Origin of the sequence: Agromyces sp. NPDC058110 (assembly GCF_042884735.1) — a bacterium.
Classification (GTDB): Bacteria; Actinomycetota; Actinomycetes; order Actinomycetales; family Microbacteriaceae; genus Agromyces.
Genome location: NZ_JBHVTI010000001.1, coordinates 473,862 through 494,014, shown reverse-complemented (window position 1 = coordinate 494,014; position 20,153 = coordinate 473,862). Strand labels below are relative to the sequence as shown.

The window sequence follows — 20,153 nt, the reverse complement described above, 5'->3', positions numbered from 1 at the left end:
CCGCCGTCGCGCGCACGCCCCGAAGGAGGCGGATGCCGCGTCAACGTGCCTCGTCGACGATCTCGTCGTCGTCGTGGGCGGCGTAGAAGGCCGACTGCCGCCGCATGATCTCGGCTGCCCCGTCGCTGCGAGCGACGCCGTAGACGGTGCCGGGGAAGTCGAGCGCCTGCTGCACGGCCCAGATCTCGTCGTGCCGGTCGGGGCTGAACAGCTGCGCCGGCGTGCCCACCGCCACCCAGGCGATCGGCACCACGGCGCCCGGCTCGAGCGTGGTGTTCACGTGCACGACCGCGTTGATGCGGACCTCGGCGCCCGCGCCGACGACCGCGCCCGGGAACACGGAGGCGCCCGTCGCGATGAACGCGCCGTCGGCGACGGACGCGCCGTTGACGTGGGCGTGGGGGCCGACCATGACGTGCGACCCGATGATCGCGGGGTGGCCCGCCCGACCGCGGATGAGGGCGTTCTCGAGCACGACGCTCTCGGCGCCGATCCTGACTTCGCCGTCTTCGGCCGTCAGGACCGCGCCGTGCATGATCCGCGCACCGGCCTCGACGACGACGTCGCCGGAGAGGATCGCACCGGGCGCCACCGTGGCCGAGGGGGAGACGAAGGGCTCCCGACCCCGGTGGCGCACGAGCATCAGCGCGCGGCCGCTTCGACGGGTGCGGCGGGTGCCGCGGCATCCGTCGTCACCGGGCGCTTCAGGTGCAGGATGACGACGGTCATCGTGGCCGCGGTCAGGGCCGCGAGCACCATGTGCACGCCGACGGCGAGCGGCGGCAGGCCGTTGCGGGCCTGGTAGAGCCCGACGCCGATCTGCACAAGCTCGACGGCGAGGAGCACGAGGGTCCAGCGCAGGGTCGGCAGCCGCTTCGACCACGCGCCGATCACGAGGGCGAGCGTGAGCGCGAACACCGCGTAGCCGGGCCAGGCGTGCACGTGCTCGAGCAGTTCGGCGTTGAAGCCGTTGCGGCCGGCTACGGCGTCGCCGGAGTGCGGGCCTGCGCCGGTGGTCAGGACGCCGAACACGATCGAGACGGCCAGGACGGCGCTCGTCGCGTGCGCGAGACCGAGGTACCAGGCGGGCACGGCGCGTTCGCGGGGGCCGGGCGCGGCATCCATGCGCGCCAGGAACGCGGCCATCACGCAGACGAGCGCGAGCGACGACAGGTAGTGGAAGCCCACGATGAATGGGTTGAGGCCCGTCCACACCGTGATGCCGCCGACGACGGCCTGCGCGACGATTCCCGCACCCACGATGAACGACAGCGTGAACAGGTCGCGGCGCTCGCGACGGATGCGCCAGACGAGGATGAACAGGATCAGCGCGACGATGCCGACCACACCCGTCATGAGCCGGTTGCCGAACTCGATGAGCGAGTGGTAGCTGAGCTCCTCGGTCGGCACGAGCGACCCGGGCGTGCAGGTCGGCCAGGTGGGGCATCCGAGCCCGGAACCGGTCAGACGCACCGCTCCGCCGGTGGCGATGATCGTCGTCTGCGCGACGAACGAGAGCCAGGCGAAGATGCGGATGCGGCGGTCGACGTGCTCGGGGAGCCACGCGGTGAAGCGGTTCACGCTGGACGGTCCTGCTCCGGGTCTGCTGTGCCGCCGCTGGGAGTACGGACCGAGCGGCGGCGCGACCCTATAGACTTGATGGGTTGGAGATTCCGCGAGGCGCGCGAGAACGCGCGATGCGGGTACCCAGCCATCTTAGGTTCGCATTGAAGCCACCCGCACATCATCACCAACTCGAAGAGCGCCTCGACTCACGGGAGGCGATGGGCCGGACTGATAGCCGGTTGCACGGGAGGAGAAGAGGGAGAGCATGACGGACGTACTGATCGACCGGCCGGAACTCGAAGGGCTCGGCACGTACGAGTTCGGGTGGGCCGACTCCGACGCAGCGGGGGCCTCGGCCCGACGCGGCATCTCGCCGGAGGTCGTCGCAGACATCTCCCGGCTGAAGGCCGAGCCCGAATGGATGCTGCAGCGCCGCCAGCGCGCCCTCCAGCTCTTCGAGCGCAAGCCGATGCCGACGTGGGGTGCGGATCTCAGCGAGATCGACTTCGACAACATCAAGTACTTCGTGCGCTCCACCGAGAAGCAGGCCCAGACCTGGGAGGACCTGCCCGACGACATCAAGAACACCTACGAGAAGCTCGGCATCCCCGAGGCCGAGCGCCAGCGCCTCGTCGCCGGCGTCGCCGCGCAGTACGAGTCCGAGGTGGTCTACCACCAGATCAACGAAGAGCTCGAGCGCCAGGGCGTGATCTTCATGGACACCGACACCGCGCTGAAGGAGCACCCCGAGTTCTTCGAGGAGTACTTCGGCACCGTGATCCCGGCCGGCGACAACAAGTTCGCCGCCCTGAACACGGCCGTGTGGTCGGGCGGGTCCTTCGTCTACGTGCCGCCCGGCGTGCACGTCGAGATCCCGCTCCAGGCCTACTTCCGCATCAACACCGAGAACATGGGCCAGTTCGAGCGCACGCTGATCATCGCCGACGAGGGCAGCTACGTGCACTACATCGAGGGCTGCACGGCACCGATCTACAAGTCCGACTCGCTGCACTCGGCCGTCGTCGAGATCATCGTGAAGAAGAACGCCCGCGTTCGCTACACGACGATCCAGAACTGGTCGAACAACGTCTACAACCTCGTGACCAAGCGCGCGACGGCCGCCGAGGGTGCGACCATGGAGTGGATCGACGGCAACATCGGTTCGAAGGTCACCATGAAGTACCCGTCGATCTTCCTGATGGGCGAGCACGCCAAGGGCGAGACCCTCTCGGTCGCCTTCGCGGGCCCCGGCCAGCACCAGGACGCCGGCGCCAAGATGATCCACATGGCGCCGCACACGCAGAGCTCGATCGTGTCGAAGTCGATCGCGCGCGGCGGCGGCCGAGCCGGCTACCGCGGCGAGGTCCGCGTCGACGCGAACGCCCACCACTCGGCGAACACCGTGCGCTGCGACGCCCTGCTCGTCGACACGATCTCGCGCTCCGACACGTACCCCGCGATCGACATCCGCGTCGACGACGTGGTGCTCGGACACGAGGCGACGGTCTCGAAGGTCAGCGAGGAGCAGCTCTTCTACCTGATGAGCCGTGGCATGCCCGAAGACGAGGCCATGGCGATGATCGTGCGCGGCTTCATCGAGCCGATCGCGCGCGAGCTGCCCATGGAATACGCGATGGAACTCAACAAGCTCATCGAGATGGGCATGGAAGGATCGGTGGGCTGAGCGTGACCGCCCAGATGACCAGCACCGCTATGCCCACCGCCGAGCAGCACGGCCTCGTCGCGCACTCCGACGGCGCGTTCGTGCCCGTGCAGACCCGTTCCGAGCGGTTCCGGTCGGTGAACGTCGAGGACTTCGAGCCCGTCAACGGACGTGAGCACGAGTGGAAGCTCTCACCCGTCGCCGCGTTCGCCGACCTCACCGCCGGCGAGCTCGACGGCGGCCGCCTCGAGCTGCGGACCGACGCGGTCGACGGCGTCGAACTCTCGTGGATCGCCCGCGACGACGAGCGCATCGGTCGCACGAACACGCCAGAGGAGCGCGCCTCCGCCAATGCGTGGTCGTCGTTCGACGAGGCGCTCCTGATCCGGGTCACCGGCGACGACGACAAGGTCGCGGTGATCACCCGCACCGGCCTCGGCTCCGCACCCCGCGCAGCGCACACCGTCATCGAGATCGCGCCGAACAGCCGAGGGCTCATCGTGTTCGGCGGCGAGGGCGACGCGCGCCTCACCGAGAACGTCGAGATCGTCGTCGGCGACGGCGCATCGCTCACCGTCGTCTCGCTCCAGGAGTGGAGCGACGACGCGGTGCACCTCGCCAGCCACTTCTCGCGCATCGGGCGCGACGCGTTCCTGAAGCACATCGTCGTCTCGCTCGGCGGCAAGGTGGTGCGCGTGAACCCCTCGACGCACCTCGCGGAGCAGGGCGCCGACATCGAGGCCCTCGGCCTCTACTTCGCCGACGCCGGCCAGCACCTCGAACAGCAGGTGTACGTGCACCACGATGCGCCGCACACCCGCAGCCGCGTCACCTACAAGGGCGCACTGCAGGGCGAGGGAGCGCGGAGCGTCTGGATCGGCGACGTGCTCATCGGCCAGAAGGCCACCGGCACCGACAGCTACGAGCAGAACCGCAACCTCGTGCTCACCGACGGCACGCGTGCCGACTCGGTGCCGAACCTCGAGATCGAGACGGGCGACATCGCGGGCGCGGGCCACGCCAGCGCGACGGGTCGCTTCGACGACGAGCAGCTGTTCTACCTCATGGCACGCGGCATCTCCGAGGAGGAGGCGCGTCGACTCGTCGTGCGCGGCTTCCTCACCGAGATCGTGCAGAAGATCGGCTCCACCGAACTCGAGGAGCGCCTCACGGCCGCACTCGAGGCCGAGCTCGAAGGGCGTTGACGTGACCTCCGTCCGAGTCTGCTCCGTCGCCGACCTCGCCGAGAACGAGGCGTCGCGCTTCGTGCTCGAGGGCGTGCCGATCGCCGTCGTCAAGGACTCCGCGGGTGAGGTGTTCGCCATCGGCGACACGTGCACCCACGGCGACATCTCGCTCGCCGAGGGCTTCGTCGAGGACGACACCCTGGAGTGCTGGGCGCACGGGTCGAAGTTCTCGCTGAAGACCGGCAAGCCCCTCACGCTCCCCGCCTACGAACCCGTGCCCGTCTACCAGGTGCAGATCACCGACGGCGACGTGCACATCGACCCCGCGGTCACGCTGACCGTCTGAATCAGTTTCCGGCCCACGCGGCCGATCTAACGAAAGAGAACCCCCATCACCATGTCCGTGCTCGAGATCAAGAACCTGCACGTCAACGTCGAGACCGACCAGGGAACCCGCGAGATCCTCCGCGGCGTCGACCTGGTCATCAACGAGGGCGAGATCCACGCCATCATGGGCCCCAACGGCTCCGGCAAGTCGACCCTGGCGTACACCATCGCCGGTCACCCCAAGTACACGGTCGTCGAGGGCGAGATCCTCCTCGACGGCGAGAACGTGCTCGAGATGAGCGTCGACGAGCGTGCGCGCGCCGGCATGTTCCTCGCGATGCAGTACCCCGTCGAGATCCCCGGCGTCACCGTCACCAACTTCCTCCGCACCGCGAAGACCGCGATCGACGGCGAGGCGCCCTCGGTCCGCACGTGGGTCAAGGACGTCCGCGAGTCGATGAAGAACCTCAAGATGGACAGCGCGTTCGCCGAGCGCAACGTCAACGAGGGCTTCTCGGGCGGCGAGAAGAAGCGCAACGAGATCCTCCAGCTCGAGCTGCTCAAGCCCAAGTTCGCGGTGCTCGACGAGACCGACTCCGGTCTCGACGTCGACGCGCTCAAGATCGTCTCCGAGGGCGTCAACCGCGCGAAGGCCAACACCGGCCTCGGCATCCTGCTCATCACGCACTACACGCGCATCCTCCGCTACATCAAGCCCGACTTCGTGCACGTGTTCGTGGCCGGCCGGATCGCGGAGCAGGGCGGCCCCGAGCTCGCCGACCGTCTCGAGGAAGAGGGCTACGACCGCTACCAGGTCGCCGAGTCGGCGGCCGAGTAGGCGCGAGTAGACTCCCGCTCATGGCCACCTCACTCGCCCCTGAGAAGTACGACGAGGTCACCGAGGCGCTGAAAGACGTCGTCGACCCCGAGCTCGGCGTCAACGTCGTCGACCTCGGACTCATCTACGACCTCGGCTGGGATGACGAGAACAACGCGCTCATCATCCACATGACGCTCACGAGCGCCGGGTGCCCGCTCACCGACGTGCTCGAGGAGCAGACCGCCGAGGCGCTCGACGGGGTCGTCGAGGCCTTCCGCATCAACTGGGTGTGGATGCCGCCGTGGGGCCCCGAGCGCATCACCGACGACGGGCGCGACATGATGCGCGCGCTCGGGTTCGCCATCTGAGGCGCACAGCCGAACCGAATCGCGGATGCCGCGTGCAGCACGACTGCACGCGGCATCCGTCGTTTCCGGGGGAGGGCGCCGTCAGGCGAGGCCGCGACGTGCGAGGAGCGGTCCGATCGACGCGTCCCGGCCGAGCAGCGCCCGGATCGACGCCCTCGGGTCGCGCGAGCCGCCCGGCGCGAGGATCTCGCGGCGGAACCGGTCGCCGTTCTCGCGCGTCGCACCGCCGTGCTCCTCGAACCACGCCATGATGTCGGCGCCGGGCACCTCGCTCCAGATGTAGGAGTAGTAGCCGGCGTCGTAGCCGCCCGCGAACACGTGCGCGAAGTACGTGCTCGCGTACCGGGGCGGCACGAGCGGGTGGGCGAGGCCGGCGGCTTCGAGCGACCCGCGCTCGAAGCCGGCCACGGCCGTGAGGTCGTCGGGGTCGGGCGACGATCCGACCGCGACGCGGTGCCACGCCTGGTCGAGCACGGCAGCGGCGAGGTACTCGGCGGTCGAGAACCCCGACTCGATGCCGGCCGTGGCCCGCAGCCGATCGAGCATCTGCTGCGGCATCCGCTCACCGGTCTCGTGGTGCACCGCGAAGTTCGCGAGGATCTCGGGCCGGATGAGCCACAGCTCGTTGACCTGGCTCGGCAGTTCGACGAAGTCGCGGAAGACCCGGGTGCCCGCCTGCGACGGATAGCGCACCCTCGCGAGGAGCCCGTGCAGCGCATGGCCGAACTCGTGGAAGAGCGTGCCGGCCTCGTCGAAGGTGAGGAGCGTCGGCTCGCCGGCGGCCGGCTTCGGGATGTTGAGGTTGTTGACCACGACGGGGAGCGCGCCGGTCAGGTCGGACTGCTCGACGAGCGAGCTCATCCACGCGCCGCCGCGCTTCGTGTCGCGCGTGTAGGCGTCGAGCAGGTAGAGCCCGACGGGCTCACCGTCGTGCTCGAACACCTCGTAGACGCGCGTGTCGGGGTGGTAGCCGATGAGGTCGGGGCGGGCGGTGAACGTGAGCCCGTACAGCAGGTGCGCCGCGTGGAAGACCCCGTCGACCAGCACGCGTTCGAACTCGAGGTGGCGCCGCACCTCGGCCGGATCGAGGGCGTCCTCCGCCGCCTCGACCAGCTCGGCGAGGTACGCCCAGTCGGATGCCTCGGGCCGGCGGGAGGCGATGGCCTCCGCCTGGTCGGCGAGCCTGCGCCGTTCGCGCTCCACGTTGCGCATCGCCGGCACGGTGAGCTCCGCGAGCAGGGCTGCGACCGCGTCGGGCGTTCCCGCAGTCTGTCCCGCGGTCACGGCGGCCGCGTGGGAGTCGAAGCCGAGCAGCACCGCGCGCTCGGCACGCAGGGCGACGATCTCGAGCAGCGCGGCGCGGGTGTCGTGCGCGCCGCCACGGGTGCCGCGGGCGCGCGATGCCTCGAGCAGCGCATCGCGCGTCGACGGGTTCGCGAGCGTGGCGAGCGCAGGTTGCCCGGTCGGCAGCACGAGCGTGAGGAGCCATCCGTCGAGGCCGCGTGCGGCGGCCGCCCCCCGTGCGGCCGATCGGGCGCCCGCGTCGAGCCCGACGAGGTCCGCCTTGTCGATCACGTGCAGCGCGAGGTCGTTCGTGTCGGCGAGCAGGTGCTGCTGGAACGCCGTGGTGAGCACCGAGAGCCGCTCGTTGAGGGATCGGAGCCGGTCGCGGCTGTCGTCGTCGAGCGCGGCACCGGCGAGCACGGCCTCATGATGCGTGCGCTCGACGAGGTACCGCTCGTCGGGATCGAGGTCGGACGCGAGCTCGTCGAGTCGCTCGAACAGCGACCGGATCCGCGCGAAGAGCCGTTGGTCGAGGCGGATCGCGTCGCGGTGGGCGGCCAGCAGGGGCGCGAAGCGCGCGTCCAGCGCTTCGATCTCCTCGTTCGTGTCGGCCGAGCTCGCGTTCTCGAACACGGCGAGCACCCGATCGAGTGCGAGAGCCGATCGTTCGAGCGGCAGCATCGTGTTCGCGAAGGTCGCCGGCTCGGGGTCCGCGGCGATCGCGGCGACCGCGTCGCGCTGCGCCGCCATGGCCGACTCGATCGCCTCGGCGAAGTGCTCGGGGCGGATGAGGGCGAACAGCGGCAGTCCGTACGGCAGCGGGCTGGGATCGAGCAGCGGGTTCGTCACATCGGCCATCCGCCGACCCTATCGGCATAGAGTCGGAACATGACGGCCCCCACCCCGACGAACGACACCGGCCCCCGCGACGCGTACACGCACGGCCACCACGAGAGCGTGCTGCGGTCGCACACGTGGCGGACCGTCGAGAACTCGGCCGCCTACCTGCTGCCGCACCTGCGGGAGGGCCTCGTGGTGCTCGACGTGGGCAGCGGGCCGGGCACGATCACGATCGACCTGGCCCGCCGGGTGCGCCCGGGTCGCGTCATCGGCGTCGACGCCTCGGCCGGGATCGTCGCCGATGCCACGGGCCTCGCAGCGAGCTCCGGCGTCGAGAACGTCGAGTTCCGCGTCGGTGACGCGTACGCGCTCGAGTTCGACGACGACTCCTTCGATGTCGTGCACGCGCACCAGGTGCTGCAGCACCTCGGGCATCCCATCGATGCGTTGAAGGAATTCCGACGGGTGCTGCGACCCGGTGGCGTGCTCGCCGTGCGCGACGTCGACTACGGCGGGGTGCTGACGTCGCCCGCGAGCGATGCGCTCACGCGATGGCTGGAGCTCTACCGTGCGGTGCACGCATGGAACGGCGGCGAACCCGATGCGGGCCGGCACCTGAAGGCCTGGGTGCGGGCGGCCGGCTTCGCCGACGTGACCGCGACCGGGTCGGTGTGGGTGTTCGCCTCCGACGCCGAGCGCGAGTGGTGGGGCGAGTCGTGGGCGCTGCGGGCGACCGAGTCCGCGTTCGCCGCGCACGCCATCGAGTCGGGGCATTCGGATGTCGCGGAGCTGCAGCGCGTCTCGAAGGGGTGGCTCGACTGGGCGGCCGACCCCGACGGCTGGATGCTCATGCCGCACGGCGAGATCATCGCGCGAGCCTGAGCGCGTACCGGTCTTCTCCGTGACGGCCGGCTGCGCGACGGCCTCGCGCTCAGGCGCAACCGCCCGTCGTCACGTCGGTCGAGCCGCGCTCACCACTCGTCGTCGGCGTCGGAGTCGTCCGCCGCGCGCGGCTCCTCGACTCCGGCGAGGGTGACCCGGGTGCCGTCGTCGAGCTCGGCGATCGGCCGCCCCTCGAGCCAGGTCAGGGTCCAGTGGCCCGCGGCATCCGCCCGCCGAGCCTCGACCGACGCGACCAGTTCGCGAAGCTCGCGGGGCACCGATGCGGGCGGCTCGGCGCCGACCGCCCACCGCGTGCCGAGCTGCATCAGGCCTGCATCTCGTAGGTCACCCAGCTCGTGCGCGTCGCGACCTCGTCGTAGATGCGCTGAGCCGGCTCGTTGTCGGAGGCCGTGATCCACGAGACGCCGCCCGTGCCGACCTCTGCCGCGCGTGCGTGCACGAACTCGATCAGGCTGCGGCCGAGACCCGAGCCCCGGGACTGCTCGTCGACGTACAGGTCGTCGAGGTACATGCCCTTCGTCGCCGACAGGCTGTCGGGCACGACCCGGAAGTGGGCGAGGCCGACCGGCCGGCCCTCGTCGTCGACCGCGAGCGCGGCGTTCAGGGGATCGTGCTCGTCGCGGATCCAGTTCCAGACGATGAGCGCCTTGGCGTCGTCGAGCTCGGTCTCGTAGAACCTGCAGTACGCCTCGAACAACGGCAGCCAGCCGAAGAAGTCCTCGTCGGCTGCGAGTCGGATCTCGTGTGTCATGTGGCCCCCTATGCCTCCGGCGTTTCGAGTTCGATGTCCCGGACCTCGAACTCGTCGGCTTCGACGAACTCGAGTGCTGCGATGCGCCCCACCGCACGCAGGTCCGAGGCCACGGCCGTGAGCAGTGCCACGGTCGCAGCGGGTGCGGCGATCACCGCACGGGTCACGGGCGTCTTCTGCGACGCCTTCGCCGCGGTCTTCGCACGACGGATGCCGGTGAGCGCGAGGCTCGAGATGGCGAGCAGCTCCGTGCCGGCCTCGCCGCGCGCGGCGAGCTCGTCGGCGGTGGGCCACGTGGCGAGGTGCACCGAGCCCTCGTTCGACCAGCTCCAGACCTCTTCGGTCGCGAACGGGATCACGGGCGCGAAGAGGCGGAGCAGCACCGCGAGCGCGGTCTTCAGCGCTGCGACGGCCGAGGCCTGCTCAGGGCTGGCCTCGCCGTAGGCGCGCTCCTTGACGAGCTCGAGGTAGTCGTCGCAGAAGGTCCAGAAAAAGGTCTCGGAGAGTTCCAGCGCACGCGCGTGGTCGTAGGCCTCGAGCGACTTCGTCGCCTTCGCCACGACCTCGGCGAGCTCGGCCAGCATGCTGCGGTCGACGGGCTCGGTGACCGCGGCATCGGCCGACCCCTCGAAGCCGAGGATGAACTTGGCGGCGTTCAGCACCTTGATGGCGAGACGGCGGCCGATCTTGACCTGCGTCGGATTCTGCGGGTCGAACGACGCGTCGGTGCCGAGGCGCGAGGAGGCCGCCCAGTAGCGCACCGCGTCGGAGCCGTGCTGCTCGAGCAGTCCGGCCGGGGTCACCACGTTGCCCTTCGACTTGGACATCTTCTTGCGGTCGGGGTCGACGATGAAGCCGGAGATCGCGGCGTTCGTCCACGGGGCGCTGCCGTGCTCGAGCTCGGCGCGCAGGGTGGAGCTGAACAACCAGGTTCGGATGATGTCCTGGCCCTGCGGGCGCAGCGAGTACGGGTAGACGAGGTCGAAGAGCTCGGGGTCGCGCTCCCAGCCGCCGGCGAGCTGCGGGGTGAGCGACGACGTCGCCCACGTGTCCATGACGTCGTGCTCGCCGATGAACCCGCCGGGTGCGCCGCGCTGGGCCTCGTCGAACCCGGGTGCGGGCGCCGACGACGGGTCGACGGGCAGGAGATCGCGGGTCGCGACGATGGGCTCGTCGAACACCGGGTTGCCCTCGGCGTCGAGCGGGTACCAGACGGGGATCGGCACACCGAAGAAGCGCTGGCGCGACACGAGCCAGTCGCCGGAGAGACCGCCGACCCAGTTCTCGTAGCGCACGCGCATGAAGTCGGGGTGCCAGTCGATGCCGCGGCCGTGCGCGAGCAGGCGCTCCTTGAGGCCGGCGTCGCGCGCGCCGTTGCTGATGTACCACTGGCGGGTCGAGACGATCTCGAGGGGGCGGTCGCCCTTCTCGAAGAACTTCACGGGGTGCGTGATCGCCTTCGGGTCGGCGAGCAGGTCGCCCGAGGCGCGAAGCAGTTCGACGACGGCCTGCTTGGCCGAGAACGTCGTCTTGCCGGCGATCTCGGCGTAGGCGGCGAGGCCGGCCTCGCTCGTGATCGCCTCGGGCGCCTCGGCGATGACCCGACCGTCGAAGCCGATGATCGCCCGGTTCGGCAGGCCGAGCTCGCGCCACCACACGACGTCGGTGACGTCGCCGAAGGTGCAGATCATGGCGATGCCGGTGCCCTTGTCCTTCTGGGCGAGGTGGTGGGCGACCACTGGCACCTCGACGCCGAACACGGGCGAGGTGACGGTGGTGCCGAACAGCGGCTGGTACCGCTCGTCGTCGGGGTGCGCCACGAGCGCCACGCACGCGGCGATCAGTTCGGGCCGGCTGGTCTCGATCTCGACGATGCCGCCGTCGGGGCGGTGGAACGCGACGCGGTGGTAGTGGCCGGGCTGCTCGCGGTCCTCGAGCTCGGCCTGGGCGACCGCCGTGCGGAACGTGACGTCCCACAGGGTGGGCGCGAGCGCCTGGTAGGCCTCGCCGCGCTCCACGTTGCGCACGAAGGCGAGCTGCGAGGTGAAGATCGCCTCGTCGGCGATCGTGCGGTAGCTCTGCTTCCAGTCGACCGAGAGGCCGAGCATGCGCCAGAGCGCCTCGAACTGCTTCTCGTCTTCGACGGTCAGGCGCTCGCACAGCTCGATGAAGTTGCGCCGGCTGATGGGCTTCTGGTCTGCGGCCTTGGTCGACTTGCCGTCGCCGCCCTCGAACGGCGGCACGAAGTCGGCCTCGTAGGGGAGCGTCGGGTCGCAGCGCACGCCGTAGTAGTTCTGCACGCGGCGCTCGGTCGGCAGGCCGTTGTCGTCCCAGCCCATGGGGTAGAAGACCTTCTTGCCGCGCATGCGCTGGAATCGCGCCATGACGTCGGTGTGCGTGTAGGAGAACACGTGGCCGATGTGCAGCGATCCGGAGGCGGTGGGCGGAGGCGTGTCGATCGAGTAGATCTGCTCGCGGGTGGCCTCGGCACGGGGGAAGGTGTACACCCCGTCGCGCTCCCATGCGTCGGCCCAGACCGTCTCGAGCCCTTCGAGGGCGGGCTTGTCGGGAATGCGCGACGTGTCGGTCATGATGCTCCGGTTCGATATCTGCGGCACCGTGTCCGTGGTGAGGTGCCTGAATGTGCGACGCTCAAGCCTAGCGGAACGACGCGGGGCCGTCGCCGCGCACGAGCCTCGGCGAGTCCCGGATGAGCGCGGCCGTCACCTCGTGGCGCGGCTCGGTGAAGACCCGTTCGGTCTCGCCATGCTCGACCACGCGACCGCTCCGCATGACCGCGACCGTGTCGCTTACGTGCCGGATCACGCCGAGGTCGTGCGAGACGAACAGCAGCGCGAGGCCCCGCTCGCGCTGGAGTTCGTCGAGGAGGTCGAGCACCCGCGCCTGCACGGTCGCGTCGAGCGCCGACACGGGTTCGTCGCACACGAGCACGTCGGGCGTTCCGGCCAGGGCCCGGGCGATCGCGACGCGCTGGCGCTGGCCTCCCGACAGGGCGAGCGGATGCCGCGATGCCACGTCGGCCGGAACGTGCACCTGGTCGAGCAGCTCGGCGACCACGGCATCCGTCGCCTCGTGCCGGGCGGCGACCAGGGCGTCGCGCAGGATGCGCCGCACGCTCCATCGGGGATCGAAGGAGCCGAACGGGTCCTGGTAGACGGCGCCGATGCGCGACCGGCGGGACCGTCGCTCGCGTTCGGCGAGGGGCGCCCAGGGCTCGCCGGCGAGCCGGACCTCGCCCGCATCGGGCATCGTGAGGCCGAGCACGAGACGCGCGAGCGTGGTCTTGCCCGAGCCCGATTCGCCGACGAGTCCGAGCGTGCGCCCGGCGTCGAGGCGGAACGAGACATCCTGCACGGCGTGCGTGGCGCCCGCGCCCGAGCGGAACGACTTCGACAGGCCGATGCCCTCGAGCGCAGGCTGCGGCACCGCGCCTGCGGGGGCGTCCGGCGCGAGCGCCGAGGGGGCCTCGTCGGGGCCGACAGCGCGATCCCGTGCGACGAGACGCACCCCCCGGGGCACCTCGGTCGGCACGGCGGCGATGAGCGCGCGCGTGACCGGATGCCGCGGCGCACCCAGGATCTCGGCGGTCGGGCCCTGCTCGACCACGACGCCGTGATCGAGCACGATCACGTGGTCGGCGATGCCCGAGACGACGGCGAGGTCGTGGCTGATAAGCAGCACGCCGGCGCCGCGCGAGCGGGCCTCGTCGAGCAGCCCGAGCACCCGGGCCTGCACGCCGACGTCGAGCGCGGTCGTGGGTTCGTCGGCGATGAGCAGGGGCGGGTCGAGCGCGAGGGCCGAGGCGATGAGCGCGCGCTGGCGCATGCCGCCCGAGAGCTCGCCCGAACGGCGGTCGACGGTCAGCGACGGATGCGGCATGCCCACGAGCTCGAGCAACTCGATCGCCCTGGCGCGGGCGGCCGCGTGCGACATCCGCCGGTGGATGCGCAGCGGATCGCCGATCTCGCGGCCGATCGTGCGCAGCGGATCGAGCGAGACGAGGGCGTCCTGCAGCACGAGCCCGGCGCCGACGCCGCGCGTGCGCCGCCACTCGCGGTCGCCCGCGCCGCGTCGATCGGCACCCGCGACGACGAGCCGGTCGGCGCGCACGAGGGCGTCGGCACCGGCGAGTCCGAGGAGTGCGCGTGCGGTGACGCTCTTGCCCGAGCCCGACTCGCCGACGATCGCGACGCAGCGGCCGGCCTCGACGGTGAGGTCGACGTCGCGCACGACCGCGCGACGCTCGCGTCGGCGTTCGCCCGGGAACGAGACCGTGAGCCCGCTGACCTCGAGCACGGTCGTTCGGTCCGCTCCGGCGACGGAGGCCGACTCGCGGGCCCTCATCGTCGTGCTCCGTCGCGTGCGGCGAGGGCTCGTCCGAGCACCGTCGTGGTGATGGTCGTGAGCACGATCATGAGGCCGGGGAACACCGTCAACCACCACGCGGTGGTGATGTACGTGCGGCCTGCCGAGAGCATGGCGCCCCACTCGGGTGCGGGCGGCTGGGCACCGAGCCCGAGGTAGCTGAGCGCGGAGGCCCAGACCACGGCCTGCCCGATGCCGAGCGTCGCGAGCACGACGATGGGTGCGAGCGCATTCGGGAGGATGTGGCGCACGAGGATGCGCGTGCGGCCGTGGCCGAGCACGCGCGCCGCCTCGACGTAGCCGGAAGAGCGCACGGTGACGAGCTCCCCGCGGATGATGCGCGCATACCCCGGCGCTGTCGAGAGCCCGACGGCGATCGTCGCGGTCACGGGCCCCGGACCCCAGAGCACGATGATGAGCAGCGCGAGCAGGATGCCGGGGAAGGCGAAGAGCACCTCGTTGGCCCGGCCGACCACGAAGTCGAGCACCCGCCCGCCGAGCCCTGCGAGAGCGCCGAGCACCAGACCGAGTGCCAGCCCGATCGCGGTGGCGCTGACCCCGATGAGGAGCGAGGTGGCGGTGCCCTCGACGACGCGGCTGTAGACGTCGCGTCCGGACTCGTCGGTGCCGAACCAGTGCGCGGCGGACGGCGGCTCGAACGCCTCGCGGGGCGCGATGGCGAGCGGGTCGGCGGTCTGCAGCAGGCTCGGTGCGACGGTGGCTACCGCGAGGTAGGCGACGAAGGCGAGCGCCACGACGGTGCCGGCGCGCGGCGGCCTCGGCAGCGCGCGCCCGGAGACGGCGCGGTTGGAGAGCTCGAGATCGCTCATGCGCGCTCCTCCAGGGCGATGCGCGGATCGACGACGCGCGAGACGAGGTCTGTCGCGACCGTCATGACGACGTAGACGAGCGCGACCACGAGCACCACGCCGATGACCACGGGCACGTCGCGCAGCTCGGTCGCGCGCAGGAGGGTGCGGCCGAGGCCGGGGCGCGCGAAGATCGTCTCGACGACGACCGCCCCCGAGATCAGGTAGCCGATCGCCCAACCCGAGAGGTTCACCGCGGGCAGCGCCGCATGCCGGAGGGCGTGGCGCAGTCGGATGCCGGCCGCGGACTCGCCCCTGGCCAGTGCCGAGGTCGTGAACGGCTGCTCGAGCGCGGCGAGCATCTGCTCGCGCATGAGCTGGGCGAGGAACCCGGCGAGCGGTACGGCGAGCGTCAGCACGGGCAGCACGAGCCCCGACGGTCGGTCGTTCGCGACCGGCGGGAGCCAGCCGAGCGAGGTCGAGAACACGGCGATGAGCACCGTCGCGAGCCAGAAGTGGGGCAGCGCGGCCGCGGTGAGCTCGAGGCTCGCGGCGATCGCACGGCCGATGCGGCCCGCAGAGGTCGACCAGAGCGCGAGCCCGATCGCGAGTACCCAGGCGACGACCAGGGCCAGGAGCGCGAGCGTCAGGGTGCCGAGCAGCTGCCCGGCGATGAGGCCTGCCACCGGAGTCTTCAGCGCGTAGGAGTCGCCGAGATCGCCCGTGGCGAGCCTGCCGAGCATGGCGAGGTACTGCACGACGAGCGGCTGGTCGAGTCCGTAGTCGGCGCGCACCTGGTCGATCGCCTCCTGCGAGGCCTGCGATCCGGGTCCGCCGAGGATCGCCTGCGCGGGGTCGCCGGGCACGAGGTGCACGGCGAAGAAGGTCAGGGTCGCGACGGCCCAGAGCACGAACAGCGCTCCGGCGAGTCGCAGTGCGACCCGCCGGAGCGTTCTGCTTCGTGGCATCCGCTCAGTCTGCCAGCCAGGCGTCGGCGAACGTGGGCGTCGACACGGTCGGCATCGCCCGGACACCCTCGAGCTCCGGCGAGTGGAGGAAGTGGTTCTGCTGGTCGTAGAGCGGCAGCGCGTAGAACCCGCCGAGGATGATCTGCTGCGCCTGCTCGTAGAGCGAGGCCCGCGCGTCGGGGTCGGACTCGGACGCCGCCTCGGTCAGCAGCGCGTCGAGCTCGGGGTCGTCGAGTTGCGCGAGGTTCGCGAAGTAGCCGCTCGGTGCGGGCGTGATGCTGTCGGAGTGGTAGAGGATGCGCAGCACGTCGGGGCCGACCTTCGTGTAGGGCGCGCTCACGGCCTCGTACTCGTGGGCGAACAGCGCGCCGTACCAGCCCGACAGGTCGAGCGGCTCGAGCTGCACGTCGAAGCCGGCCTCCTTGGCGGTGGCCTGGATCTGCTCGAACAGCGACTGCTCGGCCGGGATCGACTGGTTCGTCGAGACCGGGAAGCGCACCGTCAGGGTCGCGCCGTCCTTGGTGCGGATGCCGTCGGCGTCGCGCTCGGTCCAGCCGGCCTCGTCGAGCAGGGCGTTCGCCTCGTCGAGGTCGGTCGAGAAGAGGGAGTCGTCGGAGTAGGCGAGCGGCTCCACGCTCGAGAGCACCGAGTACGAGCGCTCGGCCGTGCCGAAGAACAGGGCGTCGATGCCGTCGTTCACGTCGGCCGCCCGGATGAAGGCCTCCCGCACGCGCACGTCGTCGAAGGGCGCCTGCCCGGAGTTCAGCTCGATGCGGTTCGAGGCGCCGGGTCGAGGCGCGTCGATCTCGACGAGCGTGCCCGACTTCGCAGCCTGGTCGAGCGTGTCGGGCTGGGCGTTGTCGATGATGTCGACCTCGCCGGCCTGCAGCGCTGCGTAGCGCGAGGCCGAGTCGGGGATGAACCGCCACTCGATGCCGTCGAGGTACGGGGCACCGTCGTGCGCACGATCGGCCGGGCCCGTCGCGTAGTCGTCGTTGCGCACGAGCGACACGTGGTCCTGCGGCACCCACTCGTCGACCACGAACGGACCGGTGCCGATGGGCGCGAGGCAGTTCTCCTCCATGCCGCGCGCGATGCCCGCGGGCGACTCGATCGCGGTCCACGGCTGCGTGAGTGACTCGAGCAGGGCACTGTCGGGCGTGCTGAGGTGGAAGCGGGCGACCGTGTCGCTCACGACCTCGACCGACGCGACCTTGCCGAGCGCGAGGTACCCGGTCGACGATTGGGTCGCCGGGTCCTGGAGGTGCTCGACGTTGACCTTGACGGCCTCGGCGTCGAGCGGGGTGCCATCGGTGAAGGTCACGCCCTCGCGGAGCGTGAAGTCCCAGGTGAGCCCGTCGTCGCTCGCCTGCCACTCGGTCGCGAGCCACGGGATCACCTCGCCGGACTCGTCGAGCGACACGAGCGACTCGAGGAACTGCCCGGCGATGAGCGCCTGCGGGTAGTTGCCGCCCACGTGCGGGTCGAGGCAGCTCGGCTCGGCGTCGCCCGAGGCGTAGACGAGCGTGCCGCCCGTGACCGGGTCGCCGGATGCCTCGGGCCCGTCGGCCGACGGCGTGCAGGCGGCGAGCACGAGCGCGCTCGCCGCGGCCAGGGCGGCGAGGGTCAGTGGGCGGATGCTTCGGCGCGAGGTCATGCGGGCGCGACTCCTCTGGGGTGGGCGACGTCGGGGAGCGGACGAGGGGTTTCGGTACTCAGTCCATAATGAGTCTATGACGGAATCGGAGTCGGTCGGCGCACGGGCGCGAACCGGTGCGGCCACGGCCCGCTCCACCGCGGCGGGCGCCCGCGGGGGTCGACCCCGCGCCTCGTCTCGTCGCACGCTCGAGGACGCGGCGACCGAGCTGTTCCTCGAGCAGGGCTATGCGCGCACCACCATCGATCAGATCGCCCAGCGCGCGGGCCTCGGTCGCAACACGTTCTTCAACTACTTCGGGGCGAAGTCGGACCTGCTCTGGCTCGACGCCGACGAGACGATCGCGGCGCTGCCCGCCATCCTCGACGAGACGCCCGCCGCGCTCGCGCCCTCCGACGCGCTCCGGCACGCGCTGACGGCGCTCGCGGCTCGGCACCCGCACGGCGCCGTGCCGATCGCCCTCAGCCAGCGCGAGCCCATGGCCACCTACGACGAGTTCCTCTCGGCCGGACTGGGCCGGTACCTCGCGGTGGCGCGCGCGCTCGCCGACTTCCTGCTCGCGCGGGTCGATGGGGCGGCCGAAGCGAAGGACGGCGCACGGGCCGTGGCGCACGTCGACGCGACGATCGTCCGCGCGGCGGCGAACGCGGCCACGTCGGCGGCCGCGACGGCCGCCGGGGCGTGGGCGTTCAAGGGGGTCGAGCGAGGCGAACTCGCGGCCGACGTCGAGCGTGCGGCCGCTCCGGTGTGCCGCGGGTTCGCGCCGCTGCTCGACGTCGTCGCCGCCTGATCCCTGGGCGGCCCTCGGATCAGTCCGGTGACACCGCGTTCGCGGCGATCACGTCGGAGAAGTACCCCGCGCTCGCTTTCGGCATGCGCTCCTGCGTGGCGAAGTCGACCGCGACGATGCCCCAGCGCTGCGAGTACCCCTCGGCCCACTCGAAGTTGTCGAGCAATGACCAGACGAAGTGCCCGATGAGCGGCACGCCCTCGTCGATCGCACGTGCGGCCTGCTGGAAGTGGGTGCGGAGGAAGTCGACGCGGTACGGGTCGTCGACGGTGACCGCCGGCAGCGGGTCGGGCATGCCGTTCTCGGTGATGAGGATCGGGATCGGCGGGTAGTCGTCGCGGAGGCGCGTGAGCAGGTCGTAGAGGCCCTCGGCGCGGATCTGCTGCCAGCTCGCCGCCGAGGTCGGCTCGATCGTCACGGTGTTGCCGCCGTCGTCGACGCCCGTGACGCCGTAGTACTGGATCGCGAGCAGGTCGCACGGCTCCGAGATGACGTCGAGGTCGCCCGGCTGCTGCAACGCCTCGAACGCCGTCGCGTCCGCCGGGAGCGAGCCCGGGTAGGGCCCGATCGCGTCGATCGGGTAGCTGCCGAGCAGCACTGGGTCGAGGAAGAGGCGGTTCTCGCTCGCATCGACGCGTTCGGCGCCGCCGGTGGCATCCGGATCGATCGGGTACACGGGCAGCAGGTTCAGCGCGATGCCGATGCGGCCCTTCGCGCCCGAGGCCCGGAACTCGCGCACGGCGAGCCCGTGCGCGAGCATCTGGTGGTGCACGGCGGCCGCCGCGGCGTCGGGATCGGTCAGGCCAGGCGCGTGCACCCCGTACCAGTGGCCGACGAACGCGTGCGTCTTGGGCTCGTTGATCGTGAGCCAGTCGATCTCGACGTCGCCGAAGGCGTCGAACAGCGTGCGCGCGTACTCGGCGAACCTCGCCGTCGTCTCACGGTCGCCCCACCCGCCCGCGTCCTGCAGCGCCTGGGGGAGGTCCCAGTGGAAGAGCGTGATCGCCGGCCTGATGCCGCGCGCCACGAGCGCGTCGACGACGGCCCGGTAGTGGTCGAGGCCGGCTTGGTTCACGGCCCCCGAGCCGGTCGGGAGGATGCGCGACCACGAGATCGAGAAGCGGTAGGCGCCGACGCCCAGGTCGCTCATGAGGTCGGCGTCGGCCTCGTAGCGGTGGTACTGGTCGGCGGCGGGGTCGCCGGTCGCGCCGCCCTTCACGTTGGACCTCGTCGCGGCGAAGGTGTCCCAGATCGACGGTCCGCGCCCGTCGAGCGCGGTCTCACCCTCGACCTGGTAGGCGCTCGTCGCCGTGCCCCAGAGGTAGTCGGCCGGGAAGGGCATCGGCTCAGCGGGCGGCGCCCACGGCGTCGGGGTGGGCGTCGCGGGCCCCGTCGGGGAGGACGATGCGGTGCACGCGGCGAGCGCGGCCGCCGCCGCGGCGGAGCCGCCGAGCGCGAGGAACCCGCGCCGTGCGATGGTCGCGGACGGGCGGGCGGGGGAGTCGGTCATGAGGGCTCCGGAGATCGTCGTCGATGTCGAGCAGCAGCGGGCGGTGGGATGGTCACTCGATGAGAGCGCTCTCACGGCCAACCGGGAGCCTATCGCGCCCTCGCGACGCGTACAATCGTCAGATCGACATCGATCCGGCCATCACCGGGGAGTCTTCGGAAGAACGCGAACGGATGCCTCGGCGGCCGCTCGCCAGTAGAGCCGAACGGGTCGGCCCGTCACAGCCGTCAGAGAGGTCGCACGGCGCAGGTCGGGCGACAAGCGAGGTGGTACCGCGGCGGCAGCTCGACGAGCAACCGGCGTCCTCGTGAAGCATCCGTCACC

18 protein-coding genes are annotated in these 20,153 nt (G+C 71.1%); 7 read left to right on the top strand and 11 right to left on the bottom strand.

Annotation, left to right across the window (positions count from 1 at the left end; translation table 11 throughout):
* Nucleotides 1-40: 40 nt before the first annotated feature.
* Nucleotides 41-643, bottom strand: a complete 603-nt coding sequence (locus ACFVS8_RS02440) for a gamma carbonic anhydrase family protein (protein ID WP_387057221.1) — start codon at nt 641-643, stop codon at nt 41-43.
* The gene (locus ACFVS8_RS02435) at nt 643-1,581 is read right to left on the bottom strand and encodes a heme A synthase (RefSeq protein WP_387057219.1); all 939 of its coding nucleotides are present in this window, start codon (nt 1,579-1,581) and stop codon (nt 643-645) included. Before ACFVS8_RS02435 ends, ACFVS8_RS02440 begins: the two co-directional genes overlap by 1 nt.
* A 250-nt stretch (nt 1,582-1,831) precedes the next feature.
* Between ACFVS8_RS02435 and sufB the strand changes: the two genes are divergently transcribed.
* From sufB to ACFVS8_RS02410, 5 genes are read left to right on the top strand one after another with little or no spacing between them, the layout of a single operon-like run.
* Nucleotides 1,832-3,250: a Fe-S cluster assembly protein SufB gene (gene sufB, locus ACFVS8_RS02430; protein WP_387057217.1), complete on the top strand. Its 1,419-nt coding sequence runs from the start codon at nt 1,832-1,834 to the stop codon at nt 3,248-3,250.
* A gap of 14 nt (nt 3,251-3,264) precedes the next feature.
* Nucleotides 3,265-4,434, top strand: coding sequence for a Fe-S cluster assembly protein SufD (sufD, locus tag ACFVS8_RS02425; RefSeq protein ID WP_387057215.1), 1,170 nt, complete (start codon nt 3,265-3,267; stop codon nt 4,432-4,434).
* A 1-nt stretch (nt 4,435) separates the two neighbouring features.
* The gene (locus ACFVS8_RS02420) at nt 4,436-4,762 is read left to right on the top strand and encodes a non-heme iron oxygenase ferredoxin subunit (protein ID WP_092965595.1); all 327 of its coding nucleotides are present in this window, start codon (nt 4,436-4,438) and stop codon (nt 4,760-4,762) included.
* Between the two features lie 51 nt (nt 4,763-4,813).
* Nucleotides 4,814-5,581: a Fe-S cluster assembly ATPase SufC gene (gene sufC, locus ACFVS8_RS02415; RefSeq protein ID WP_387057213.1), complete on the top strand. Its 768-nt coding sequence runs from the start codon at nt 4,814-4,816 to the stop codon at nt 5,579-5,581.
* A 20-nt stretch (nt 5,582-5,601) separates the two neighbouring features.
* Nucleotides 5,602-5,931: a metal-sulfur cluster assembly factor gene (locus tag ACFVS8_RS02410; protein ID WP_387057211.1), complete on the top strand. Its 330-nt coding sequence runs from the start codon at nt 5,602-5,604 to the stop codon at nt 5,929-5,931.
* Nucleotides 5,932-6,012: 81 nt separating this feature from the next.
* Here the strand turns inward: ACFVS8_RS02410 and ACFVS8_RS02405 are convergent, their stop codons facing one another.
* Nucleotides 6,013-8,073 (bottom strand): M3 family metallopeptidase, encoded by a 2,061-nt coding sequence (locus ACFVS8_RS02405; RefSeq protein WP_387057209.1) that lies wholly within the window; start codon nt 8,071-8,073, stop codon nt 6,013-6,015.
* 30 nt (nt 8,074-8,103) lie between these two features.
* Here ACFVS8_RS02405 and ACFVS8_RS02400 point away from each other — a divergent pair, with 30 nt between their 5' ends.
* The gene (locus tag ACFVS8_RS02400; protein WP_387057207.1) at nt 8,104-8,937 is read left to right on the top strand and encodes a methyltransferase domain-containing protein; all 834 of its coding nucleotides are present in this window, start codon (nt 8,104-8,106) and stop codon (nt 8,935-8,937) included.
* An 89-nt stretch (nt 8,938-9,026) separates the two neighbouring features.
* Here the strand turns inward: ACFVS8_RS02400 and ACFVS8_RS02395 are convergent, their stop codons facing one another.
* From ACFVS8_RS02395 to ACFVS8_RS02365, 7 genes are all read right to left on the bottom strand, one after another.
* The gene (locus ACFVS8_RS02395; protein ID WP_387057205.1) at nt 9,027-9,263 is read right to left on the bottom strand and encodes a hypothetical protein; all 237 of its coding nucleotides are present in this window, start codon (nt 9,261-9,263) and stop codon (nt 9,027-9,029) included.
* Nucleotides 9,263-9,709, bottom strand: a complete 447-nt coding sequence (locus tag ACFVS8_RS02390; protein ID WP_387057203.1) for a GNAT family N-acetyltransferase — start codon at nt 9,707-9,709, stop codon at nt 9,263-9,265. Before ACFVS8_RS02390 ends, ACFVS8_RS02395 begins: the two co-directional genes overlap by 1 nt.
* A gap of 8 nt (nt 9,710-9,717) precedes the next feature.
* On the bottom strand, nt 9,718-12,300 hold the full coding sequence (valS, locus tag ACFVS8_RS02385) for a valine--tRNA ligase (RefSeq protein ID WP_387057201.1): 2,583 nt from the start codon (nt 12,298-12,300) through the stop codon (nt 9,718-9,720).
* Between the two features lie 67 nt (nt 12,301-12,367).
* Nucleotides 12,368-14,074: a dipeptide ABC transporter ATP-binding protein gene (locus ACFVS8_RS02380; protein ID WP_387057199.1), complete on the bottom strand. Its 1,707-nt coding sequence runs from the start codon at nt 14,072-14,074 to the stop codon at nt 12,368-12,370.
* Nucleotides 14,071-14,925 (bottom strand): ABC transporter permease, encoded by an 855-nt coding sequence (locus ACFVS8_RS02375; protein ID WP_387057197.1) that lies wholly within the window; start codon nt 14,923-14,925, stop codon nt 14,071-14,073. Before ACFVS8_RS02375 ends, ACFVS8_RS02380 begins: the two co-directional genes overlap by 4 nt.
* Nucleotides 14,922-15,872, bottom strand: a complete 951-nt coding sequence (locus ACFVS8_RS02370) for an ABC transporter permease (RefSeq protein WP_387057195.1) — start codon at nt 15,870-15,872, stop codon at nt 14,922-14,924. Before ACFVS8_RS02370 ends, ACFVS8_RS02375 begins: the two co-directional genes overlap by 4 nt.
* A gap of 4 nt (nt 15,873-15,876) precedes the next feature.
* Complete coding sequence (locus tag ACFVS8_RS02365; RefSeq protein WP_387057193.1) at nt 15,877-17,529, bottom strand: ABC transporter substrate-binding protein; 1,653 nt, start codon at nt 17,527-17,529, stop codon at nt 15,877-15,879.
* A gap of 76 nt (nt 17,530-17,605) precedes the next feature.
* Here ACFVS8_RS02365 and ACFVS8_RS02360 point away from each other — a divergent pair, with 76 nt between their 5' ends.
* Entirely contained in the window at nt 17,606-18,319 is a 714-nt protein-coding gene (locus tag ACFVS8_RS02360; protein ID WP_387057191.1) for a TetR/AcrR family transcriptional regulator, read from the top strand.
* 19 nt (nt 18,320-18,338) lie between these two features.
* Here the strand turns inward: ACFVS8_RS02360 and ACFVS8_RS02355 are convergent, their stop codons facing one another.
* On the bottom strand, nt 18,339-19,829 hold the full coding sequence (locus tag ACFVS8_RS02355; RefSeq protein WP_387057189.1) for a GH1 family beta-glucosidase: 1,491 nt from the start codon (nt 19,827-19,829) through the stop codon (nt 18,339-18,341).
* Between the last annotated feature and the right edge of the window lie 324 nt (nt 19,830-20,153).

What these genes read in the sequence shown, in the direction of transcription:
- ACFVS8_RS02440 (WP_387057221.1), bottom strand. Translation starts at nt 643, where the DNA reads ATGCTCGTGCGCCACCGGGGTCGGGAGCCCTTCGTCTCCCCCTCGGCC.
- sufB (WP_387057217.1), top strand. Translation starts at nt 1,832, where the DNA reads ATGACGGACGTACTGATCGACCGGCCGGAACTCGAAGGGCTCGGCACG.
- sufD (WP_387057215.1), top strand. Translation starts at nt 3,265, where the DNA reads ATGACCAGCACCGCTATGCCCACCGCCGAGCAGCACGGCCTCGTCGCG.
- sufC (WP_387057213.1), top strand. Translation starts at nt 4,814, where the DNA reads ATGTCCGTGCTCGAGATCAAGAACCTGCACGTCAACGTCGAGACCGAC.
- ACFVS8_RS02410 (WP_387057211.1), top strand. Translation starts at nt 5,602, where the DNA reads ATGGCCACCTCACTCGCCCCTGAGAAGTACGACGAGGTCACCGAGGCG.
- ACFVS8_RS02405 (WP_387057209.1), bottom strand. Translation starts at nt 8,073, where the DNA reads ATGGCCGATGTGACGAACCCGCTGCTCGATCCCAGCCCGCTGCCGTAC.
- ACFVS8_RS02400 (WP_387057207.1), top strand. Translation starts at nt 8,104, where the DNA reads ATGACGGCCCCCACCCCGACGAACGACACCGGCCCCCGCGACGCGTAC.
- ACFVS8_RS02395 (WP_387057205.1), bottom strand. Translation starts at nt 9,263, where the DNA reads ATGCAGCTCGGCACGCGGTGGGCGGTCGGCGCCGAGCCGCCCGCATCG.
- ACFVS8_RS02390 (WP_387057203.1), bottom strand. Translation starts at nt 9,709, where the DNA reads ATGACACACGAGATCCGACTCGCAGCCGACGAGGACTTCTTCGGCTGG.
- valS (WP_387057201.1), bottom strand. Translation starts at nt 12,300, where the DNA reads ATGACCGACACGTCGCGCATTCCCGACAAGCCCGCCCTCGAAGGGCTC.
- ACFVS8_RS02380 (WP_387057199.1), bottom strand. Translation starts at nt 14,074, where the DNA reads ATGAGGGCCCGCGAGTCGGCCTCCGTCGCCGGAGCGGACCGAACGACC.
- ACFVS8_RS02375 (WP_387057197.1), bottom strand. Translation starts at nt 14,925, where the DNA reads ATGAGCGATCTCGAGCTCTCCAACCGCGCCGTCTCCGGGCGCGCGCTG.
- ACFVS8_RS02370 (WP_387057195.1), bottom strand. Translation starts at nt 15,872, where the DNA reads ATGCCACGAAGCAGAACGCTCCGGCGGGTCGCACTGCGACTCGCCGGA.
- ACFVS8_RS02365 (WP_387057193.1), bottom strand. Translation starts at nt 17,529, where the DNA reads ATGACCTCGCGCCGAAGCATCCGCCCACTGACCCTCGCCGCCCTGGCC.
- ACFVS8_RS02360 (WP_387057191.1), top strand. Translation starts at nt 17,606, where the DNA reads ATGACGGAATCGGAGTCGGTCGGCGCACGGGCGCGAACCGGTGCGGCC.
- ACFVS8_RS02355 (WP_387057189.1), bottom strand. Translation starts at nt 19,829, where the DNA reads ATGACCGACTCCCCCGCCCGCCCGTCCGCGACCATCGCACGGCGCGGG.